18 protein-coding genes are annotated in these 16,932 nt (G+C 73.4%); 12 read left to right on the top strand and 6 right to left on the bottom strand.

Features of this window, described 5'->3' with window-relative positions; genetic code table 11:
* Positions 1-8: 8 nt before the first annotated feature.
* Complete coding sequence (locus tag ACFC0G_RS07950; RefSeq protein ID WP_376398938.1) at positions 9-782, bottom strand: VOC family protein; 774 nt, start codon at positions 780-782, stop codon at positions 9-11.
* A 227-nt stretch (positions 783-1,009) separates the two neighbouring features.
* Entirely contained in the window at positions 1,010-1,990 is a 981-nt protein-coding gene (locus ACFC0G_RS07945; protein ID WP_376398935.1) for an NAD(P)/FAD-dependent oxidoreductase, read from the bottom strand.
* Between the two features lie 67 nt (positions 1,991-2,057).
* Between ACFC0G_RS07945 and ACFC0G_RS07940 the strand changes: the two genes are divergently transcribed.
* The 12 genes from ACFC0G_RS07940 to ACFC0G_RS07885 all read left to right on the top strand — a co-directional run bounded on the left by ACFC0G_RS07940 (position 2,058) and on the right by ACFC0G_RS07885 (position 13,857).
* On the top strand, positions 2,058-2,648 hold the full coding sequence (locus tag ACFC0G_RS07940; RefSeq protein ID WP_376398932.1) for a helix-turn-helix domain-containing protein: 591 nt from the start codon (positions 2,058-2,060) through the stop codon (positions 2,646-2,648).
* Between the two features lie 90 nt (positions 2,649-2,738).
* On the top strand, positions 2,739-3,707 hold the full coding sequence (locus ACFC0G_RS07935) for an NADPH:quinone oxidoreductase family protein (protein WP_376398929.1): 969 nt from the start codon (positions 2,739-2,741) through the stop codon (positions 3,705-3,707).
* The gene (locus ACFC0G_RS07930) at positions 3,704-4,888 is read left to right on the top strand and encodes an acyl-CoA dehydrogenase family protein (protein ID WP_376398927.1); all 1,185 of its coding nucleotides are present in this window, start codon (positions 3,704-3,706) and stop codon (positions 4,886-4,888) included. The genes ACFC0G_RS07935 and ACFC0G_RS07930 overlap by 4 nt, the downstream gene beginning before the upstream one ends.
* Positions 4,885-5,961, top strand: a complete 1,077-nt coding sequence (locus tag ACFC0G_RS07925) for an acyl-CoA dehydrogenase family protein (protein ID WP_376398924.1) — start codon at positions 4,885-4,887, stop codon at positions 5,959-5,961. The genes ACFC0G_RS07930 and ACFC0G_RS07925 overlap by 4 nt, the downstream gene beginning before the upstream one ends.
* Before the next feature lie 110 nt (positions 5,962-6,071).
* Positions 6,072-7,688 carry an ABC transporter substrate-binding protein gene (locus tag ACFC0G_RS07920; protein ID WP_376398921.1) on the top strand — a complete coding sequence of 539 codons (1,617 nt, stop codon included), beginning with the start codon at positions 6,072-6,074 and terminating at the stop codon, positions 7,686-7,688.
* Positions 7,685-8,677, top strand: coding sequence for an ABC transporter permease (locus tag ACFC0G_RS07915; RefSeq protein WP_376398918.1), 993 nt, complete (start codon positions 7,685-7,687; stop codon positions 8,675-8,677). The genes ACFC0G_RS07920 and ACFC0G_RS07915 overlap by 4 nt, the downstream gene beginning before the upstream one ends.
* Complete coding sequence (locus tag ACFC0G_RS07910; RefSeq protein WP_376398915.1) at positions 8,670-9,506, top strand: ABC transporter permease; 837 nt, start codon at positions 8,670-8,672, stop codon at positions 9,504-9,506. Before ACFC0G_RS07915 ends, ACFC0G_RS07910 begins: the two co-directional genes overlap by 8 nt.
* Positions 9,503-10,531 (top strand): ABC transporter ATP-binding protein, encoded by a 1,029-nt coding sequence (locus ACFC0G_RS07905; protein WP_376398912.1) that lies wholly within the window; start codon positions 9,503-9,505, stop codon positions 10,529-10,531. Before ACFC0G_RS07910 ends, ACFC0G_RS07905 begins: the two co-directional genes overlap by 4 nt.
* Complete coding sequence (locus ACFC0G_RS07900) at positions 10,524-11,195, top strand: ABC transporter ATP-binding protein (RefSeq protein WP_376398910.1); 672 nt, start codon at positions 10,524-10,526, stop codon at positions 11,193-11,195. The genes ACFC0G_RS07905 and ACFC0G_RS07900 overlap by 8 nt, the downstream gene beginning before the upstream one ends.
* A complete protein-coding gene (locus ACFC0G_RS07895) occupies positions 11,192-11,836 on the top strand; it encodes a hypothetical protein (RefSeq protein ID WP_376398907.1) in 645 nt (214 codons plus the stop codon). The genes ACFC0G_RS07900 and ACFC0G_RS07895 overlap by 4 nt, the downstream gene beginning before the upstream one ends.
* A 119-nt stretch (positions 11,837-11,955) precedes the next feature.
* Positions 11,956-12,150, top strand: a complete 195-nt coding sequence (locus ACFC0G_RS07890) for a hypothetical protein (RefSeq protein ID WP_376398904.1) — start codon at positions 11,956-11,958, stop codon at positions 12,148-12,150.
* Positions 12,151-12,267: 117 nt separating this feature from the next.
* On the top strand, positions 12,268-13,857 hold the full coding sequence (locus ACFC0G_RS07885) for a hypothetical protein (protein ID WP_376398901.1): 1,590 nt from the start codon (positions 12,268-12,270) through the stop codon (positions 13,855-13,857).
* 104 nt (positions 13,858-13,961) lie between these two features.
* On the opposite strand, the gene ACFC0G_RS07880 is transcribed toward ACFC0G_RS07885, so the two are convergent.
* The 4 genes from ACFC0G_RS07880 to ACFC0G_RS07865 form a co-directional block, all read right to left on the bottom strand.
* A complete protein-coding gene (locus tag ACFC0G_RS07880; RefSeq protein ID WP_376398898.1) occupies positions 13,962-14,762 on the bottom strand; it encodes a VOC family protein in 801 nt (266 codons plus the stop codon).
* A 103-nt stretch (positions 14,763-14,865) separates the two neighbouring features.
* Complete coding sequence (locus ACFC0G_RS07875) at positions 14,866-15,366, bottom strand: NUDIX hydrolase (RefSeq protein ID WP_376398895.1); 501 nt, start codon at positions 15,364-15,366, stop codon at positions 14,866-14,868.
* Positions 15,367-15,474: 108 nt separating this feature from the next.
* Positions 15,475-16,431 carry a universal stress protein gene (locus ACFC0G_RS07870; protein WP_376398892.1) on the bottom strand — a complete coding sequence of 319 codons (957 nt, stop codon included), beginning with the start codon at positions 16,429-16,431 and terminating at the stop codon, positions 15,475-15,477.
* 87 nt (positions 16,432-16,518) lie between these two features.
* Complete coding sequence (locus ACFC0G_RS07865) at positions 16,519-16,911, bottom strand: DUF5997 family protein (RefSeq protein ID WP_376398890.1); 393 nt, start codon at positions 16,909-16,911, stop codon at positions 16,519-16,521.
* Between the last annotated feature and the right edge of the window lie 21 nt (positions 16,912-16,932).

Raw genomic sequence — 16,932 nt, 5'->3', positions numbered from 1 at the left:
AGCCCCGCTCACCCCATCGGCGCGGGCTTCAGCACCGCGAAGGGGGCGCCGAAGGGGTCGGCGAGCCAGGCGATGCGGCCGACGTCCGGGATGTCGGCCGCCGGCATGAGGACCGAGCCGCCGTTGCCCTGGGCCGTCCGGGCCATCGCGTCGGGGTCCTCGACCGCGAAGTACGGGATCCAGTGGGGTGTCTCCCCCTGGAGCTCGGCGACGCCGCCGAAGGAGGCGTCCTCCTGGTCGCCCTGGGCGGTGGAGATCACCCGGTACGTCATGCCCGGTGCCTCCATCTCCGCCCAGCGCCAGCCGAACAGCGTCCGGTAGAAGGCGAGGACGGACTCCGGGTCGGCGACGTGGAGTTCCGCCCAGACGAGGGTGTTGGTGGACGAGGTCCGCTCCAGGCCCTGGACCCTTCCCGGCTGCCAGACGGCGAACCGGGCGCCGCCCGGGTCCGTGAGGGCGGCCATGCGGCCCGCGTCCATGACGTCGAACGCCGGGAGGCGCACGGTGCCGCCCGCGGACTCGGCCGTCTTCTGCGTGGCGTCCGCGTCCGGCGTCCGGAAGTACACCGTCCAGGCGCTGCTCGCGCCCTCCTCGGTGAGCGGTCCGAGCGCGGCGACCGTGTGGCCGTCCTGCTGGAAGAAGCCGTAGCCGCCGGCGTCCGGTCCCGCCGAGCTGAACTCCCAGCCGAAGACGGCGCCGTAGAACGCGGCGGCGGCCGCCGGGTCGGGGCTGCCGAGATCGATCCAGCTGGGGGAACCCGTGGTGAACTGCGTACCGAGCATGGGGGGTGTCCTGTCCTTCCGTCGTCCGTGACTGCCGGAGCCGTGCTGCCGTCCGGGCCGTGCCGTTGTCCGGGCCGTGCTGCCGTCCGGGCCGTGCCGTTGTCCGGGCCGTGCTGCCGTCCGGGCCGTGCTGCCGTCCGGGCCGTGCCGTCGGTCCCGCCGGCTTCCGGCCACCATGACCGATCCTCACCCCTGCGTCGCGGCGGCGCAGCCGCAGCACCTCCGGTTCATCCGCGCGGCCGACCGGCCACCACGTCCTCCAGGTCGCCGAGCAGCAGCTCGTTGTTGATCGCCACGCCGGCCCGGTAGCCCAGCGCGACCGCGTTCACGACCTGCTCCTGCGGGCCCGTCACGTTCCCGGCGGCCCAGACACCGGGCACGCTCGTCCGGCCCGTCTCGTCCACCGTCACGAACGCGCCGAACGGCGTCTCGCGCAGCGCCGCCCCCAACTGCCGCAGGACGCCGTCCCGGGGCGCGAGGCGATCGGCCCCGACGAAGACCACCGAGCGGTCGACCACCCGGCCGCCGGCGAGCCGGACCCCGGTCAGCCGGTCGTCCTCGACGACGAGCCCCGCCACCTCGCCCGCCACGACCTCGACCCCGGCCGCGTCGAGCAGCGCCGCGTCCTGCGCGGAGAGCGCGTCGGCGGTGTGCAGGAAGAGGGTCACGTCCGGGGACCAGAGGGAGAGCATCAGCGCCTGGTGCGCGGGCATCCTCGGGTGCGCGATCACACCGAAGGCCCGGTCGCGGACCTCCCAGCCGTGGCAGTACGGGCAGTGCAGCACGTCCCGCCCCCACCGCTCGGCGACCCCGTCGATCGTCGGGAGCTCGTCGACGAGCCCGGTCGTGACGACGAGCCGCCGCGCGCCCACGGCCGTACCGTCCGCGAGGGACACCGTGAACCCGCCCTGTCCGTCCGGCGTCGCGCCCGTCACCGTCCCGGCCCGCCACTCGACCCCGTACGCGGCGATCTCGCGCCGCCCGGCCTCCAGGTACGCGGCGGGGCTCATCCCGTCCCGGGACAGCACCCCGTGCATGTGGGCCGCGGGCGCGTTGCGGGGCTCGCCCGCGTCGACCACCAGGGTGCGCCGCCGCGACCGGCCCAGGATCAGCGCGGCGCTGAGCCCGGCCGCCCCACCGCCGACCACCACGACGTCGTACCGGTCCTTCGTCACCGTCATGTCCGTGCTCCCTACGTTCGTGCTCATGGCCCGAGAGTCGCTTCCCCTCGCATCGAACGGCAACTGTTCTTGCCGTTTCTGCAACACTGGATCCATGACCGAAGACGACGAACGCATCGACGCCGTACTGAACGAGGTCGGCCCCCGGCTCCGCCGTGTCCGCCGCGACCGCGGTGTGACCCTGGCCGAGCTCTCCGCCGCCACCGGCATCTCCGTCAGCACCCTCTCCCGGCTGGAGTCCGGGCAGCGCAAGCCCAGCCTCGAACTGCTCCTCCCGCTCGCCCGCGCCCACCAGGTCCCCCTCGACGAGCTGGTCGGCGCCCCCGCCGCCGGCGACCCCCGGGTCAAGGCCCGGCCGATCGTGCGCCACGGCCGCACGATGTACCCGCTGACCCGGCAGCCCGGCGGGCTCCAGGCGTACAAGGTGATCCAGGAGAAGCCGCACGAGCCGCCGGAGCCCCGCGTCCACGAGGGGTACGAATGGCTCTACGTGCTCTCCGGGAAGCTGCGGCTCGTCCTCGGCGAGCACGACGTCGTCCTCGCCGCCGGTGAGGCCGCCGAGTTCGACACCCGCGTCCCGCACTGGTTCGGCCCGACGGACGACGGCCCCGTGGAGTTCCTCAGCCTCTTCGGGCCTCAGGGGGAGCGCATGCACGTCAGGGCGCGGCCGAAGAAGTCCGGCTGACCGGCGGACGAAGTTCGGCCGACCGGTTCCGCAGCGGACAAGCGACCGCTTAGTATGCCACCGACCACTCGGTACGGAGGAGGCTCGCGGATGCAGGCATGGCGTGTGTACGAGAACGGCGAACCGGGCGCGGTGATGCGCCGCGAGGAGGTGGAGCCGCCCATGCCCGCCGACGGGCAGGTCCTCCTCAGGGTGCGCGCCGCGAACGTCAACTTCCCGGACGCGCTGCTCTGCCGCGGCCACTACCAGATCCGGCCCCCGCTGCCCTTCACGCCCGGCGTGGAGCTCTGCGGCGAGACCGAGGACGGCCGCCGCGTGATCACCACGGCCGCACTCCCGCACGGCGGATTCGCCGCGTACGCGCTCGCCGACGCCGCCGGACTGCTCCCCGCCCCGGAGAGCCTGGACGACGCCGAGGCCGCCGCGCTGCACATCGGCTACCAGACCGGCTGGTTCGGCCTGCACCGCAGGGCCGCCCTCCAGGAGGGCGAGACCCTCCTCGTCCACGCCGCGGCGGGCGGCGTCGGCAGCGCCGCCGTCCAGCTCGGCAAGGCCGCCGGCGCCACCGTCATCGGCGTCGTCGGCGGCCCGGAGAAGGCGGAGGTCGCCCGCGCGCTCGGCTGCGACCTGGTGATCGACCGCCGCTCCGAGGACGTCGTCGCCGCCGTCAAGGCCGCGACCGGCGGCCGGGGCGCCGACGTGATCTACGACCCCGTCGGCGGCGAGGCCTACCAGCAGTCCGCCAAGTGCGTCGCCTTCGAGGGCCGCATCGTGATCGTCGGCTTCGCGAGCGGCACCGTCCCGACCCCCGCCCTCAACCACGCCCTCGTGAAGAACTACTCCGTCCTCGGCCTCCACTGGGGCCTGTACGCGGCGAAGGACCCGGGCGCCATCGCCCGCTGCCACGAGACCCTCACCGCCTACGCCGCCAAGGGCCTGATCAAGCCCCTCATCGGCGAGCGCGTCCCCTTCGCCGGCGCCGCGGACGCCGTCCAGCGCGTCGCCGACGGCACCACCACCGGCCGCCTGGTCGTCCTCCCGGAAGGAGCCCGCGCGTGACCGACGCCACGGAACTGCGGTCGCTCACACGGCAGTTGCTCGCCGACCACCCGCCCGCCTCCACCGACCGCACCGACTTCCTGCGCGCCCGCTTCGACGCCGGACTCGCCTGGGTGCACTACCCGGTGGGTCTCGGCGGACTCGGCGCGCCCCGCGCCCTCCAGGCCGTCGTCGACGCCGAACTCGCCGCGGCGGGCGCCCCCGACAACGATCCGCGCCGCATCGGCATCGGCCTCGGCATGGCCGCCCCCACCCTCCTCGCGTACGGCTCCGAAGAGGTCAAGCGCCGCTTCCTCCGCCCGCTGTGGGTGGGGGAGGAGGTCTGGTGCCAGCTCTTCAGCGAGCCCGGCGCCGGATCCGACCTCGCCGCGCTCGGCACCCGCGCCGTCCGGGACGACGGGGGAGACTGGGTGGTCGACGGGCAGAAGGTGTGGACCTCCAGCGCCCACGTCGCCCGCTGGGCCATCCTCATCGCCCGCACCGACCCGGACGTGCCCAAGCACCGGGGCATCACCTACTTCGTCTGCGACATGACCGACCCCGGCGTGGAGGTCCGGCCGCTGCGCCAGATCACCGGCGAGGCGGAGTTCAACGAGGTCTTCCTCACCGGTGTCCGGATCCCCGACGCCCACCGCCTCGGCGAGACCGGCGACGGCTGGCGGGTCGCGCAGACCACCCTCATGAACGAGCGGGTCTCCATCGGCGGCGCCCGCATCCCGCGCGAGGGCGGCATGATCGGGAAGGCCGCCACGACCTGGCGCGAGCGCCCCGAGCTGCGCACCCACGACCTGCACCGGCGCCTCCTCGACCTCTGGGTCGACGCCGAGGTGGCCCGGCTCACCGGCGAGCGCCTCCGCCAGCAGCTCGTCGCGGGCCAGCCCGGCCCCGAGGGCAGCGCGATGAAGCTCGGCTTCGCCCGCCTCAACCAGGCCATCAGCGGTCTCGAAGTGGAACTCCTCGGCGAGGAGGGCCTCTTGTACGGCGAGTGGGAGATGCGCCGCCCCGAGCTCGTCGACTTCACCGGCCGCGACGCCGGCTACCGCTACCTGCGCTCCAAGGGCAACTCGATCGAGGGCGGCACGACCGAGGTCCTGCTCAACATCGTCGCCGAACGGGTCCTCGGTCTGCCCTCCGAGCCCCGCAACGACAAGGACGTCGCCTGGAAGGACCTGACCCGATGAGTGACCTCCTCTACTCCGAGACCGAGGACGACCTGCGGGCCGCCGTCCGCTCCCTGCTCGCCGACCGGGCCGGCCACCAGGAGCTGCTCGGCCGGATCGAGACGGACAGCCCGTACGTCCCCGGGCTCTGGAAGGCCCTCGCCGGGGACATGGGCGCCGCCGGACTCCTCGTACCCGAGAAGCTCGGCGGCCAGGGCGCGAGCCACCGCGAGGCCGCCGTCGTCCTGGAGGAACTGGGCCGCGCGGTCACCCCGGCGCCGTACCTCACGAGCGCGGTCGTGGCCACCGAGACGCTCCTCGCCCTCGCGGGGGACAGCGCCCCGGCCGCCGAACTCCTCTCCGCGCTCGCGACCGGCCGCAGCGTCGCCGTGCTCGCCGTACCCCTGACGGCCTCCCCGTCCGCGGAGCCGTCCACCGCGGCCACCGTCACCGGCGTCGCGGACGCCGTCGCCGCCGACGTCCTCCTCGTCTCCCGGACCGACGGCCTGTACGCCGTACCGGCCGGGGAGGCGGCCGTCGAGCCGCAGACCCCGCTCGACCTCACCCGCCCGCTCGCCCGCGTCACCACGGAGACCGGGACCGGCAGCCGGCTCGCCGGACCGGACGAGGCCCGCGCCGCCGTCCGCCGCGGGCTGCTCGCGGGCGCCGGACTGCTCGCCTCCGAGCAGCTGGGCCTCGCCGAGTGGTGTCTGGAGGAGACCGTCCGGCACACCCGCGAGCGCCACCAGTTCAACCGGCCCGTCGGCTCCTTCCAGGCGCTCAAGCACCGCATGGCCCAGCTGTGGCTGGATGCCGTCGGCGCCCGGGCGGTGGCCCGCGCCGCCGCCGACGCCCTCGCCACCGACAGCCCGGACGCCCCGCTCACGGTCGCGGTCGCCCAGGCCTACTGCTCCAAGGTGGCCGTCCGGGCCGCCGAGGAGTGCGTCCAGCTACACGGCGGGATCGGCATGACCTGGGAGCACCCCGCGCACCTGGCGCTCAAGCGGGCCAAGTCCGACCAGCTCGCGCTCGGCTCGGCGGGCCGCCACCAGGACACGATCGCCGCCCTGGTGGACCTCCCGGCCCCCGCGTAGCGGAACGCCGAGGTCCAGGTAAGGGGCCACTGTGTCCGCACCCCTTTACATACTGTTTAATTGCAAGCCGTTCGCAATAACAGTTGATCTCCAAAAGGGGTGTGGACACGATGACCGCCCGATCCATCCGAGGCGCGGCCGCCGCGATACTCGCGGGGGCCTTCGCCCTCACGGCGGCGGCCTGCACGAACCCCGGCTCCACGGCCGGGGCCTCCGGCGGCCCCAAGGATTCCGCGGTCGTCGGCATCGCCTACGAGCCCGAGACGCTCAGCCCGCTCCTCGGCTACGGCAAGGACGGCAACTCCAAGATCTTCGACGGGCTCCTCGCCTTCGACGAGAACATGAAGCTGGAGCCGGCCCTCGCCGCGAAGCTGCCGCACATCAGCGCGGACGGGCTCACGTACACGTACACCCTCCGCGACGGCGTGACCTTCAGCGACGGCGCGCCCTTCACCTCGAAGGACGTCGTCTTCACGTACCGCACGATCCTCGACCCGAAGACGAACAACGCCTCCCGCACCGAGCTCGACGCGGTGAAGAAGGTCGAGGCGATCGGCGACGACACCGTCGTCTTCACCCTGAAGTACCCCTACGCGCCCTTCGCCGAGCGCACCGTCCAGGCCATCGCGCCCGAGCACGTCGCCGCGAAGCAGGACGTCAACACCGGCGCCTTCACCACGAAGCCGATCGGCACCGGACCGTACGTCCTCACCGGCTGGTCCAAGGGCGAGAAGCTCAGCTTCAAGGCCAACCCCGCCTACTGGGACGGCGCGCCCGCGGTGAAGAAGTTCACCATGGCCGTCGTCAAGGACGACGACGTCCGCGCGACCCGGCTGCGCGCCGGCGACCTCGACGGCGCCATCCTGCCGCCCAACCTCGCCGCCGGCTTCCAGGGCGACAAGGCCAGGAAGACGTACGCGGCCAAGACCTACGACTACCGCACGGTCACCCTCCCCACCCACCACGAGGTCACCGGCGACACCGCCGTCCGCCGCGCCCTCGACATCGCCGTCGACCGGCAGGCCATGGTCGACAAGATCCTCGAAGGGGCCGGAAAGCCCGCCTACGGGCCCGTACCCACCGACAGCCCCTGGTTCGCGAAGGGCACCGAGCGCCGCCACGACCTCACCGGCGCGCAGAAGATCCTCGACGAGGCCGGCTGGAAGCCCGGCCCGGACGGCATCCGCGTCAAGGACGGCGTCCGCGCCGCGTTCCCGCTCTGGTACCTCTCCGGCGACAAGCTCCGCCAGGACCACGCCCTCGCCTACGCCTCCGACGCCAAGAAGGCCGGCATCGACATCACCACCCAGGCCGGCACCTGGGAGGTCATCGAGCCCCGGATGAAGACCGACGCCGTCCTCGCCGGCGGCGGCTCGCCCGGCGACCCCGACTTCGACCAGTACCTGCTCCTGAAGTCCTCCCTCGCCGGCGACGGCTTCAACAACATGGCCCGGTACGACAACAAGACCGTCGACCGCGCCCTGGAGGACGGCCGCCGGACGAACGACCCCGCCGAGCGACGCGCCGCCTACGACACCGTCCAGCGCGAGCTCGCCAAGAACCCCGGCTACACCTTCCTCACCCACATCGACCACCTGTACGTCGTCGACGACAGCTGGGACGGGCTCACCACCCAGATCGAGCCGCACGACCACGGCCTCGCCTCCGGCCCCTGGTGGAACGTCGAAGGCTGGAAGCCGAAGAAGACCGGAGCGGCGGAGAAGTGACGCGCCGCCTCCCCTGGGGGGCCATGGCGCGGATGACGGGACGGCGCGCCCTGGCCGCCGTCCCCGTCCTCCTCGCCGTCACCTTCGCGGTGTTCGCCGTCGCCGCGGCCTCCCCCTTCGACCCCGTGAAGGCCTACGCCGGCACCGCCGGCCTGACCGCCTCGCAGGAGAACCTCGACCAGCTCCGCGCCAACCTCGGCGCCGACCAGCCCCTCCTCACCCGCTGGTGGGAGTGGCTCACCGCCGCCGTCACCGGCGACCTCGGCGACTCCTCGGTCATGCGCCGCCCCGTCGCCGAGGTCATCACCGAGCGCCTCGGCTGGTCCGTCCTCCTCGCCGTCTCCGCCTTCCTGATCGCCATCGTCCTCGGCACCCTCCTCGGCCTCCTCGCGGGACGCCGCCGCGGCGGCCTCGTCGACCGGGCCGTCAGCTCCGCCGCGTACACCCTTGAAGCCGCGCCCGCCTTCTGGCTCGGCCTCCTCGCGATCTGGTTCTTCGCCCTGAAGCTCGGCGTCCTGCCGGCCGGCGGGCTCACCGACACCGCCAGCGACACCGTCACCGCCGACCAGGTCGCCCGCCACCTCGTGCTGCCCGCGCTCGTCCTCGGGATCTCCCAGCTGCCCTGGTTCTTCCTGTACGTCCGCCAGGGCGTCGGCGACGCCCTCGAAGAGGACCCGGTGCGCGGCGCCCGCGCCCGCGGTCTGAGCCGGCGCACCGTCCTCACCGGCCACGCGCTGCGCTCCGGGATGCTGCCGATGCTCACCCTCGTCGGCTCCCGCGTCCCCGAGCTCATCACCGGCGCCCTGCTCGTGGAGACCGTGTTCAGCTGGCCCGGGATCGCGGCGGCCACCGTCACGGCCGCCACCTCGGTGGACTTCCCGCTGCTCGCGGCCCTCACGGTCCTCGCCACCGCCGCCGTCCTCCTCGGCAACCTCCTCTCCGACCTGCTGTACGGACTCGCCGACCCGAGGGTGGGTTTCGATGGCTGACCCGCGCACCCACCGCCTGCGGCTGTGGAGCTCCGCCGTGACCGTCGGCGTCATCCTCGCCGCCGTCCTCCTCGTGCCCCCGCTCGTCCAGCTCGACGAACAGGCCGTCGACCTCTCGGCGAAGCTCCTCCCGCCGTCCTGGGACCACCCCTTCGGCACCGACGACCTCGGCCGCGACCTGCTCCTGCGCTGCATCTACGGGCTGCGGATCTCGCTCCTCGTCGGGCTCGTCGCCGCGCTCGTCGCCACCGTCGTCGGCACCGCCGTGGGCGCGGCCGCCGGGGCGCTCGGCGGCTGGACCGACCGCACCCTCATGCGGCTCGTCGACGCCTTCTCCTCCGTACCGCACCTGCTGCTCGGCATCTTCGTCGTGGCGCTCTTCCGGCCCGGCGTCTGGCCGGTCATCGCCTCCGTCGCCGTCACCCACTGGCTCTCCACCGCCCGGATCGTCCGCTCCGAGGTCCTCTCGCTGCGCACCCGGCCCTTCGTCGACGCCGCCGTGTCCGGCGGCGCCTCGCGGTGGCGCGTCGCCGTCCGGCACCTGCTGCCCGCGGTCCTGCCGCAGGCCGGACTCGCCGCCGTCCTCATGGTCCCGCACGCCATGTGGCACGAGTCGGCGCTCTCCTTCCTCGGTCTCGGCCTCCCCAGCCACCAGGCGAGCCTCGGCAACCTCGTGCAGAACGCCCGCTCCTCGCTCCTCGCCGGGGACTGGTGGCCGACCCTCTTCCCCGGCCTCCTCCTCATCCTGCCGACCCTCGCCATCGCGGGGCTCGCGGGTGTGTGGCGGGACCGGCTCAACCCGCGCCGCCGATCGGAGCTCATGCTGTGAACGCCCCACACGCTCCGGAGGGCAGGGTGCTGCGTGCTCTGGAGGCCGTCACCGCCGAGCGCGCCGAGGACGCCCTCCTCAGCGTCCGCGACCTGACCGTCCGCTTCCGGCTGCGCGGCGGCCGGACCGTCGCCGCCGTCAGCGACGCCGACCTCGACCTCGGCGCGGGGGAGTGCCTCGCTCTCGTCGGCGAGAGCGGCTGCGGCAAGTCCGTCCTCGCGTCCGCCCTCCTCGGTCTGCTCCCGGGCAACGCCGAGACCTCGGGTACGGCCCTGCTGGCCGGCGCCGCCGGAGCCGGGCCCACGGACCTCCTGGCCGCCGACGAGAAGACCCTCGCCCGGACGGTACGGGGCCGGCGCGTCGGGCTCGTACCGCAGAGCCCCGCCGCCCACCTCACCCCCGTCCGTACCGTGCGGTCCCAGCTGGAGGAGACCGTACGGGCCCTCACCGGCACCCCGCGCCGGGCGCGGCGCAAGGCCGCGGAGGACGCCGCCGAACGGGCCGCCTTCCCGACCGGCCACCTCGACCGGTACCCGCACGAACTCTCCGGCGGCCTCGCCCAGCGCGCCGCCACCGCCCTCGCCCTCATCGGCGACGCCCGCCTCCTCCTCGCCGACGAACCGACCACCGGCCTCGACCGGGACCTCGTCGACCGCACCGTCGACGAACTGCGCCGCCACGTCGACGAGGGCCGGGGCCTGCTCCTCATCACCCACGACCTGGCCGCCGCCGCGCGGATCGCCGACCGCGTCGCCGTCATGTACGCGGGCCGGATCGTCGAGATCGCCCCCGCCCACCGCTTCTTCGGCGCCACCGGACCCCGTCACCCGTACGCGCGCGGGCTCCTCGACGCCCTCCCCGACCGGGCGTTCACGCCCATCCCCGGGATGCCCCCGGAGCTCTCCGCGCTGCCCGACGGCTGCGCCTTCGCCCCGCGCTGCCCCCTCGCCACCGACCTCTGCGCCACCCGCCCCGAGCCGCGCGCCGGGGTGGCCTGCCACCACCCGGAGCCGTCCCGTGCTTGAACTCGACTCCGTCACCGCCGGCTACGAGCGCCGCACCCCCGTCTTCCGAGGCGCCTCCCTGGTGATCGCCCCCGGCGAGTCCGTCGGCCTCCTCGGCCCCAGCGGCTGCGGCAAATCCACCCTCGCCCGGGTCGCCGCGCTCCTCCACCGCCCCGACGCGGGCCGCCTCGTCCTCGAAGGCACCGAGATCCGCGCCTGGCGCCACCGCGCCCCGCGCGAACTCCGCACCGCCGTCGGCGTCGTCTTCCAGCAGCCCCGGACGGCCGCCGACCCCCGCCTCACCCTCGCCGACCTGATCGCCGAACCGCTCCGCGCCACCGGCCGCCGCGCCGAGGCCGGGACCCGGGTCGCCGAACTCGCCCCGACCGTCGGCCTCACCGCCGACCTCCTCACCCGTCGCGCCCACGAGGTCAGCGACGGCCAACTCCAACGCGCCTGCCTGGCCCGCGCGTTGACGCTGCGCCCCCGCTGGCTGATCTGCGACGAGATGACCGCGATGCTCGACGCCTCCACCACGGCCGCCCTGGTCGCCGCCGTCGAGACCTACCGCGAGGAGACCGGCGCCGGCCTCCTGGCCGTCGGCCACGACCGCGTCCTGCTGAACCGCTGGTGCGACCGTACTGTGGAGTGGAAGGACTGCCTGCCAGCCGAGGGGAACCCGTGACCGCACCGTGGACGCCGACCGCCGAGGACGACCCCCTCGACGGCCTGCGTGCGGTGCTCGTCGAGGCGGAGTGCGGATACGAGCCCAAGGGCGGGTACGAGGACCGCTGCTGGCTCCTCCACGCGATCCACGACGGTCCCGTACGGCTCCGCTGGGACGAGGTCCTCGGCCGCGTCGGCCGGCGGTTCGCGGACTGGTCGGGAACCCCGTCGTACCTGGTCTTCGAGGGCGTCGACGGAGCCGCCGAGCTGGACGGACCCGACCCGGCCGAGATGGACCGGGCCTGCCTGGTCCGACTCGTCGAACTCCTCGCCCGGCACGCCCCGCAGGGACCCGACACGCCCTGCGGCGGCGCGCAGGCACCCGTGGATTCCTTCCCCGGCGAGCGGTTCCTCGCCTGGCGCGGCGGCCTCGGCGCGGCCCTCGCCCACTACGACGCCTGCAACGGCCCCGGAGCCACCCTGGAGCGCCGCTTCCCCGCCACCTGGTGGGCGGCGGACGGGAGCTGGCTCGTCCTCACCGACTGGGACCTGAGCGCCACCGAGGTCTTCGGCGACGTGGCGCTGATCGCGGATCTGCTCGCCGATCCGGAGCTCGACGCGGTGCGCCACCCGAGCATCGCCGAGACCTTCGGCGACTGAACCCACCCGCATCTCACCCGTATGGCCGCCCCGCCATACGCCCGGACGGACCGGGCGTTCCGCCACACTGTCCGCCGAACGCCGCAATTCCGGTGCGGCGACGGAGGGACGTGAAGGCGATGGCCGTTTCCATTTCTGTCGTGGTGCTGCTGCTGGTACTGGCCGTGATCTTCCTGCGCAGCGGCGGGCTCAAGGTCACCCACGCGCTCGTCTGCGCTCTGCTCGGTTTCTTCCTCGCGGGGACCAGCATCGCGCCCACGATCCACAACGGGGTCGCCGCCACCGCCAACGTGGTCTCCAGCCTCCGGCCGTGACTGTTGCTTGATCGTGAACTGCCTGTGAAACAGAGGGCAGTTGCATGTACATCTCCCCGACTCGGGCCTAGCGTCGGCGGCCGGCGCGACAGATTGTCAGCAACCCGAGGAGCCGCAGTGACCACGCACCCGCCCGGAAGACGAGCGCGCGCGCTCGCGCTGATCGTCGCGCTGAGCGCGACCCTCCTCGCGGGCGCCGCCCCCGTCGCGCAGGCCGAGGAGATACCCCTCGCCCTCGGCCACCGGCTCGTCGACCACTACGACGGCGCCCCCGCCACCGCCCGGCCCGTGCCCGGCAAGGCCCCGGCGCAGCATCCGTACCTCGCCCCCAACGGGCGCAGCGGCATGCACGCCGACGGGGCCGGCAGCGGGACCCATCCGTACTCCGGGCCCCTCGGCCGCGACCCGCAGGTCGACAGCGAGAAGATCGCCCCCGTCGGCGGCGAGTGCGCCACCGTCACCTTCGACTCCGGCGGCCGCCTCGTCACCGTCTGCGGCACCTTCAACGGCTTCCTCCTGAAGCTGCTCGACCCGCGCACCCTCGACACCCTCGCCGAGTACAAGCTGCCGCAGCGCTCCTCCACCGTCGAGGCCATCACGCGCCTCGACTTCGAGAAGATCTTCAAGGACACCTCCGGCGGCGCCTACTTCTACCTCGACAACCAGGACCGGGTCGTCCTCGCCGACTCGCGTCAGCACGTCCTGCGCATCGCCCACCGCCAGAAGGCCGACGGCGCCTGGGAGTTCGTCGTCGAGAACGACTGGGACCTCACCTCCCTCGTCCCGCACGACTGCGTCAGCTGGACCAATCTCTTCCCCAGTGGCGTCTGCGACCCCGTCACCTCCGTCATGCCGGACTGGGACGGCCGCATCTGGTGGGTCACCCGGCTCGGCCGCGTCGGCACCGTCGATCCCGCGACGGGCGCGCTCCGGGCGATCAGGCTCGACGGCGAGGAGATCCAGAACTCCTTCTCCGTCGCCGAGGACGGCGTCTCCATCGTCACCGACCACGCCCTGTACGGCTTCCGCGCCGGCGCAGACGGCACCCCGCGCATCGAGTGGCGCGAGGCGTACGACCGGGGGACCGGGACCAAGCCCGGCTCCGTGAACCAGGGTTCGGGCACCACCCCCGACCTGTTCGGCGACCGGGACCAGTACGTCGCCATCACCGACAACGCCGACGACCGGATGAACGTCCTCGTCTACCGGCGCGGCGCCGCCGTCCCCGCCGACGAGCGACTCGTCTGCAAGGTGCCGGTCTTCCGCTCCGGCGCGTCCACCACCGACAACTCCCTGATCAGCTGGGGGAACAGCCTCGTCGTCGAGAACAACTACGGCTACGAGAACCCGAGTACGCTCGCCCTCGGCCGCAGCGTCGTCGGCGGCGCGACCCGGATCGACGTCCGCGCCGACGGCAGCGGCTGCGACACCGTCTGGGAGAGCGACGTCCGCTCGCCCTCCACCGTCCCGAAGCTCTCCACCGCCAACGGACTGCTCTACTTCTACGAGAAGCGGCCCAACGCCTTCGGCATCGACGCCTGGTACCTCACGGCCGTCGACTTCCGCACCGGACAGCGCGCCTTCTCCCGCTTCACCGGCACCGGCCTCGCCTACGACAACAACTGGGCGCCGATCACCATCGGCCCGGACGGCACCGCGTACGTGGGGGTCTTCAACGGCATCGTCGCCGTCCGCGACAGCGCCTGACCGCCGTCCACGGAACCGCGCGGAACCGCACGGAACCGGAACCGCACGGAACCGCCCCGGGGCCATGGGCTCCGGGGCGGTTCCGTGGACGGGTGACCGACCGGTCAGACCATCTCGGGCATCTCGCCGACGGTGGTCTTCAGGTCGATGACGGCGAACGCCGCGCCCTGCGGGTCCAGGATCGCCGCGAAACGGCCGAACGGGCTGTCCATGGGGCCGAAGACCTTCCGCCCGTCGAGCCGCTCGGCCGCCTCCACCGCCTTGTCGCAGTTGTCGACGGCGAAATAGATCTGGACGTAGGGCGGGACCTCCGGCGGGAAGTCCTCCGCCGTCATCTTCATCCGCCCGAGGACCGGCATCTCGCCTCCCAGGTCGAAGACCCGGTAGTCGACGTGGTCGTCCTGCATCTTCTTGGAGTTGTATCCGAAGACGGAGGTGAAGAAGGCGTCGGACTTCGCCGGCTCCCGGGTGAAGACCTCGGCCCATGCGTACGAGCCGGTCTCGCCCTCGAGTTCGAAGCCCTCGTGGACGCCCGCCTGCCAGACGCCGAACGTGACACCCGTCGGGTCCTGCGCGATGCACATCGAGCCGAAGTCGCCGACCTGCATCGGCTCCATGACGACGGTGCCGCCCGCCGCCTTGATCTTCTCCGCCGTGGCGGCGGCGTCCGGCGAGGCGAAGTACAGACACCAGGCCGACTGCGGCGGGGCGTCCTGGCCGGGCATCGGCGGGACGACGGCCGCGACCGCCTTCCCGTTCTTGTACGCCTGCGTGTAGTTGCCGTACTCGGAGGAGGCCTCGCCGAAGGTCCAGCCGAGCACGTCGCCGTAGAACGTCTTGGCGCCCTCGGCGTCGGTGAACATCGCGTCGGTCCAGACCGGCGTGCCTGCGGGTCGTGCGGCCATGACGGTGACTCTCTCTCTTGCGATCGATGTCGTGTTCCTGTGAGCCACGCTAACCACGGCCGCCGCACCTCGCTCGGTGACGCACCGTGGCAGCGCGGGTCCGTCAGCGGGGCAGGCGGCTCATGGCGTAGCGGTGGAACGGGCCGTCGGGCACCGTCAGCTCCGGGCGCCACATCCTCAGCACCTGGCCCGACGGCACGAACAGCGCCGTCGGCAGGTGCTCCGGATCGGTCCACTCCCAGCGGTCGATCTTGTCCGGCTCCGTGACGGCCGGTGTACCGCGGTAGCCCCGTACCACCGTGGCCACGGTCATCCTGGTCAGCTCCGACGAGGTCACCGAGTCCAGGATCAGCCCGAGCACCTCCACGTCGGCGGCGTCCGCGACGAGGGACGTCTCCTCGGCGAGCTCGCGCACCGCCGCGTCCTCCACGGACTCGCCCGGCTCCACCTTCCCGCCCGGCAGCTCCCACACCCCGGAACGGTGCAGCCCGAGGAGGACGCGGCCGGACGCGTCGGTCACGACGACGCCCGCGCCGAGCGAGGCCTGGGCGGAAGGCGGCTGGACGTTGCGGTGTGCGGAGGAGCCGCGATCTGTGGTCGTCATGGCCCCTGTGTACCAGGCGCCACTGACATGGGAAGAAAAGGGGTGAAACTCTTTGAATCGGTCGAAAAAGGGAGGAAAATCTTCCTTACGCCGGACCGTCGGGGACTGTCAGGTCCCGAGGGTGCCCCCGGCGGTTCCCGGCGGGACCACCGCGACCGGACAGTGCGCGTGGTGCAGCACCGCGTGGGCGACCGAACCGATGAGCAGCGAACCGATCCGGTGCCGGTGGTGCCGTCCCACGACCACCAGACCGGCGTCCTTCGACCCCTCCACGAGCCGCCCCGCCGCGTCCCCGGGCACGACCGACGGAACCAGCCGGACATCCGGCCACCGCTTCGCGAACGGCCGCAGCCGCTCCTCCTGCTCCTGCTCCGCCCCCGCGATGAGCTCCGCCGAGTCGTCGGCCGCCGGCAGCGGCGGCGGCACCTGGAGCGCCGGGGACGGGGCCGCGAGCACCGCACCGGGCTGCGGGGGCAGCCGGAAGGCGGTCACGGCCTCCAGCGGCACGCCCCGCCGCTGAGCCGTCTCGAAGGCGAAGGCCAGCACCTCGTCCGGGGTCTCCTCGGGGTGCAGGCCCAGCAGGATCCGGCCCGTGTCCGGGCCGCCCGGCGGCTCGACCGTACGCGCCTCGTGCGGCACGACCACGAGCGGGCAGGGCGCGGTCATGGCCAGGGTGCGGCTGGTCGAGCCGAGCAGCAGCGTCACGAAGCCGCCGTGCCCCCGGGAGCCGGTCACCAGGAGCCGCCCGCCCCGCGCGGCCGTCGGCAGCGCGTCGGCCACGGTCCCGTCGAGGGAGACGTACCGCACGGGAACGGTGTGCCCGCGCTCCTCCACCACGGTCCGGACCGCGGTCAGCACCGTGTCGGGCAGCTCCGGGTCCTTGCCCAGGGAGGCGATCCGGGCGGCCCCGAGCTGGAGCGCGTCGGAGCGGACATGCGCCACCACGACGGGCGCGCCGAGACTCTCCCCGGCACCCAGGGCCCAGTCCAGGGCGCGGAGGCTGTGTGCGGACCCGTCCACGCCGACGACGACCGGCGGCTCGGAGGCAGTGCTCGTGTCACTCATGGGGACATGCCTCCCGCACCCGCCCGGACGCCACACCGGCCCGTACCGAAGCGATTCGGTACGGGCCGGTGAAGGAAGAAGGGGGTGTCAGGCGCTCTGGTCGCGGCGCGCCGCGTCCCGCTCCTTGATGCGGACGGTCTCCGCGCGGACCTCCGACTGGGTGGCGCGCTCCTTCCGCAGCCACGCGGGGAGCTCCTCCTTGATCGCGTCGATCTGCTCGGTGGTGAGCGGCTCGGTGATGCCGCCGCGCGCGAGACCGGCGATGGAGACGCCGAGCTTGTTGGCGACGACCGGGCGGGGGTGCGGGCCGTTGTTGCGCAGCTCCTGGAGCCAGGCCGGCGGGTTGGCCTGGAGCTCGGTCAGCTCGGCGCGCGAGACGACCCCCTCCTGGAACTCGGCGGGGGTGGCTTCGAGGTACACACCCAGCTTCTTCGCCGCGGTCGCGGGCTTCATCGTCTGGGCGTTCTGGTGCGACGTCATGGAGTCAAGGGTATCGAGCAT

The sequence above is a fragment of the Streptomyces sp. NPDC056169 genome (assembly GCF_042268445.1).
In the GTDB taxonomy this organism is placed as follows: Bacteria; Actinomycetota; Actinomycetes; order Streptomycetales; family Streptomycetaceae; genus Streptomyces.
The sequence above is the reverse complement of the archived record's forward strand: the minus strand, read 5'-3'. Positions and strand labels throughout refer to the sequence as shown.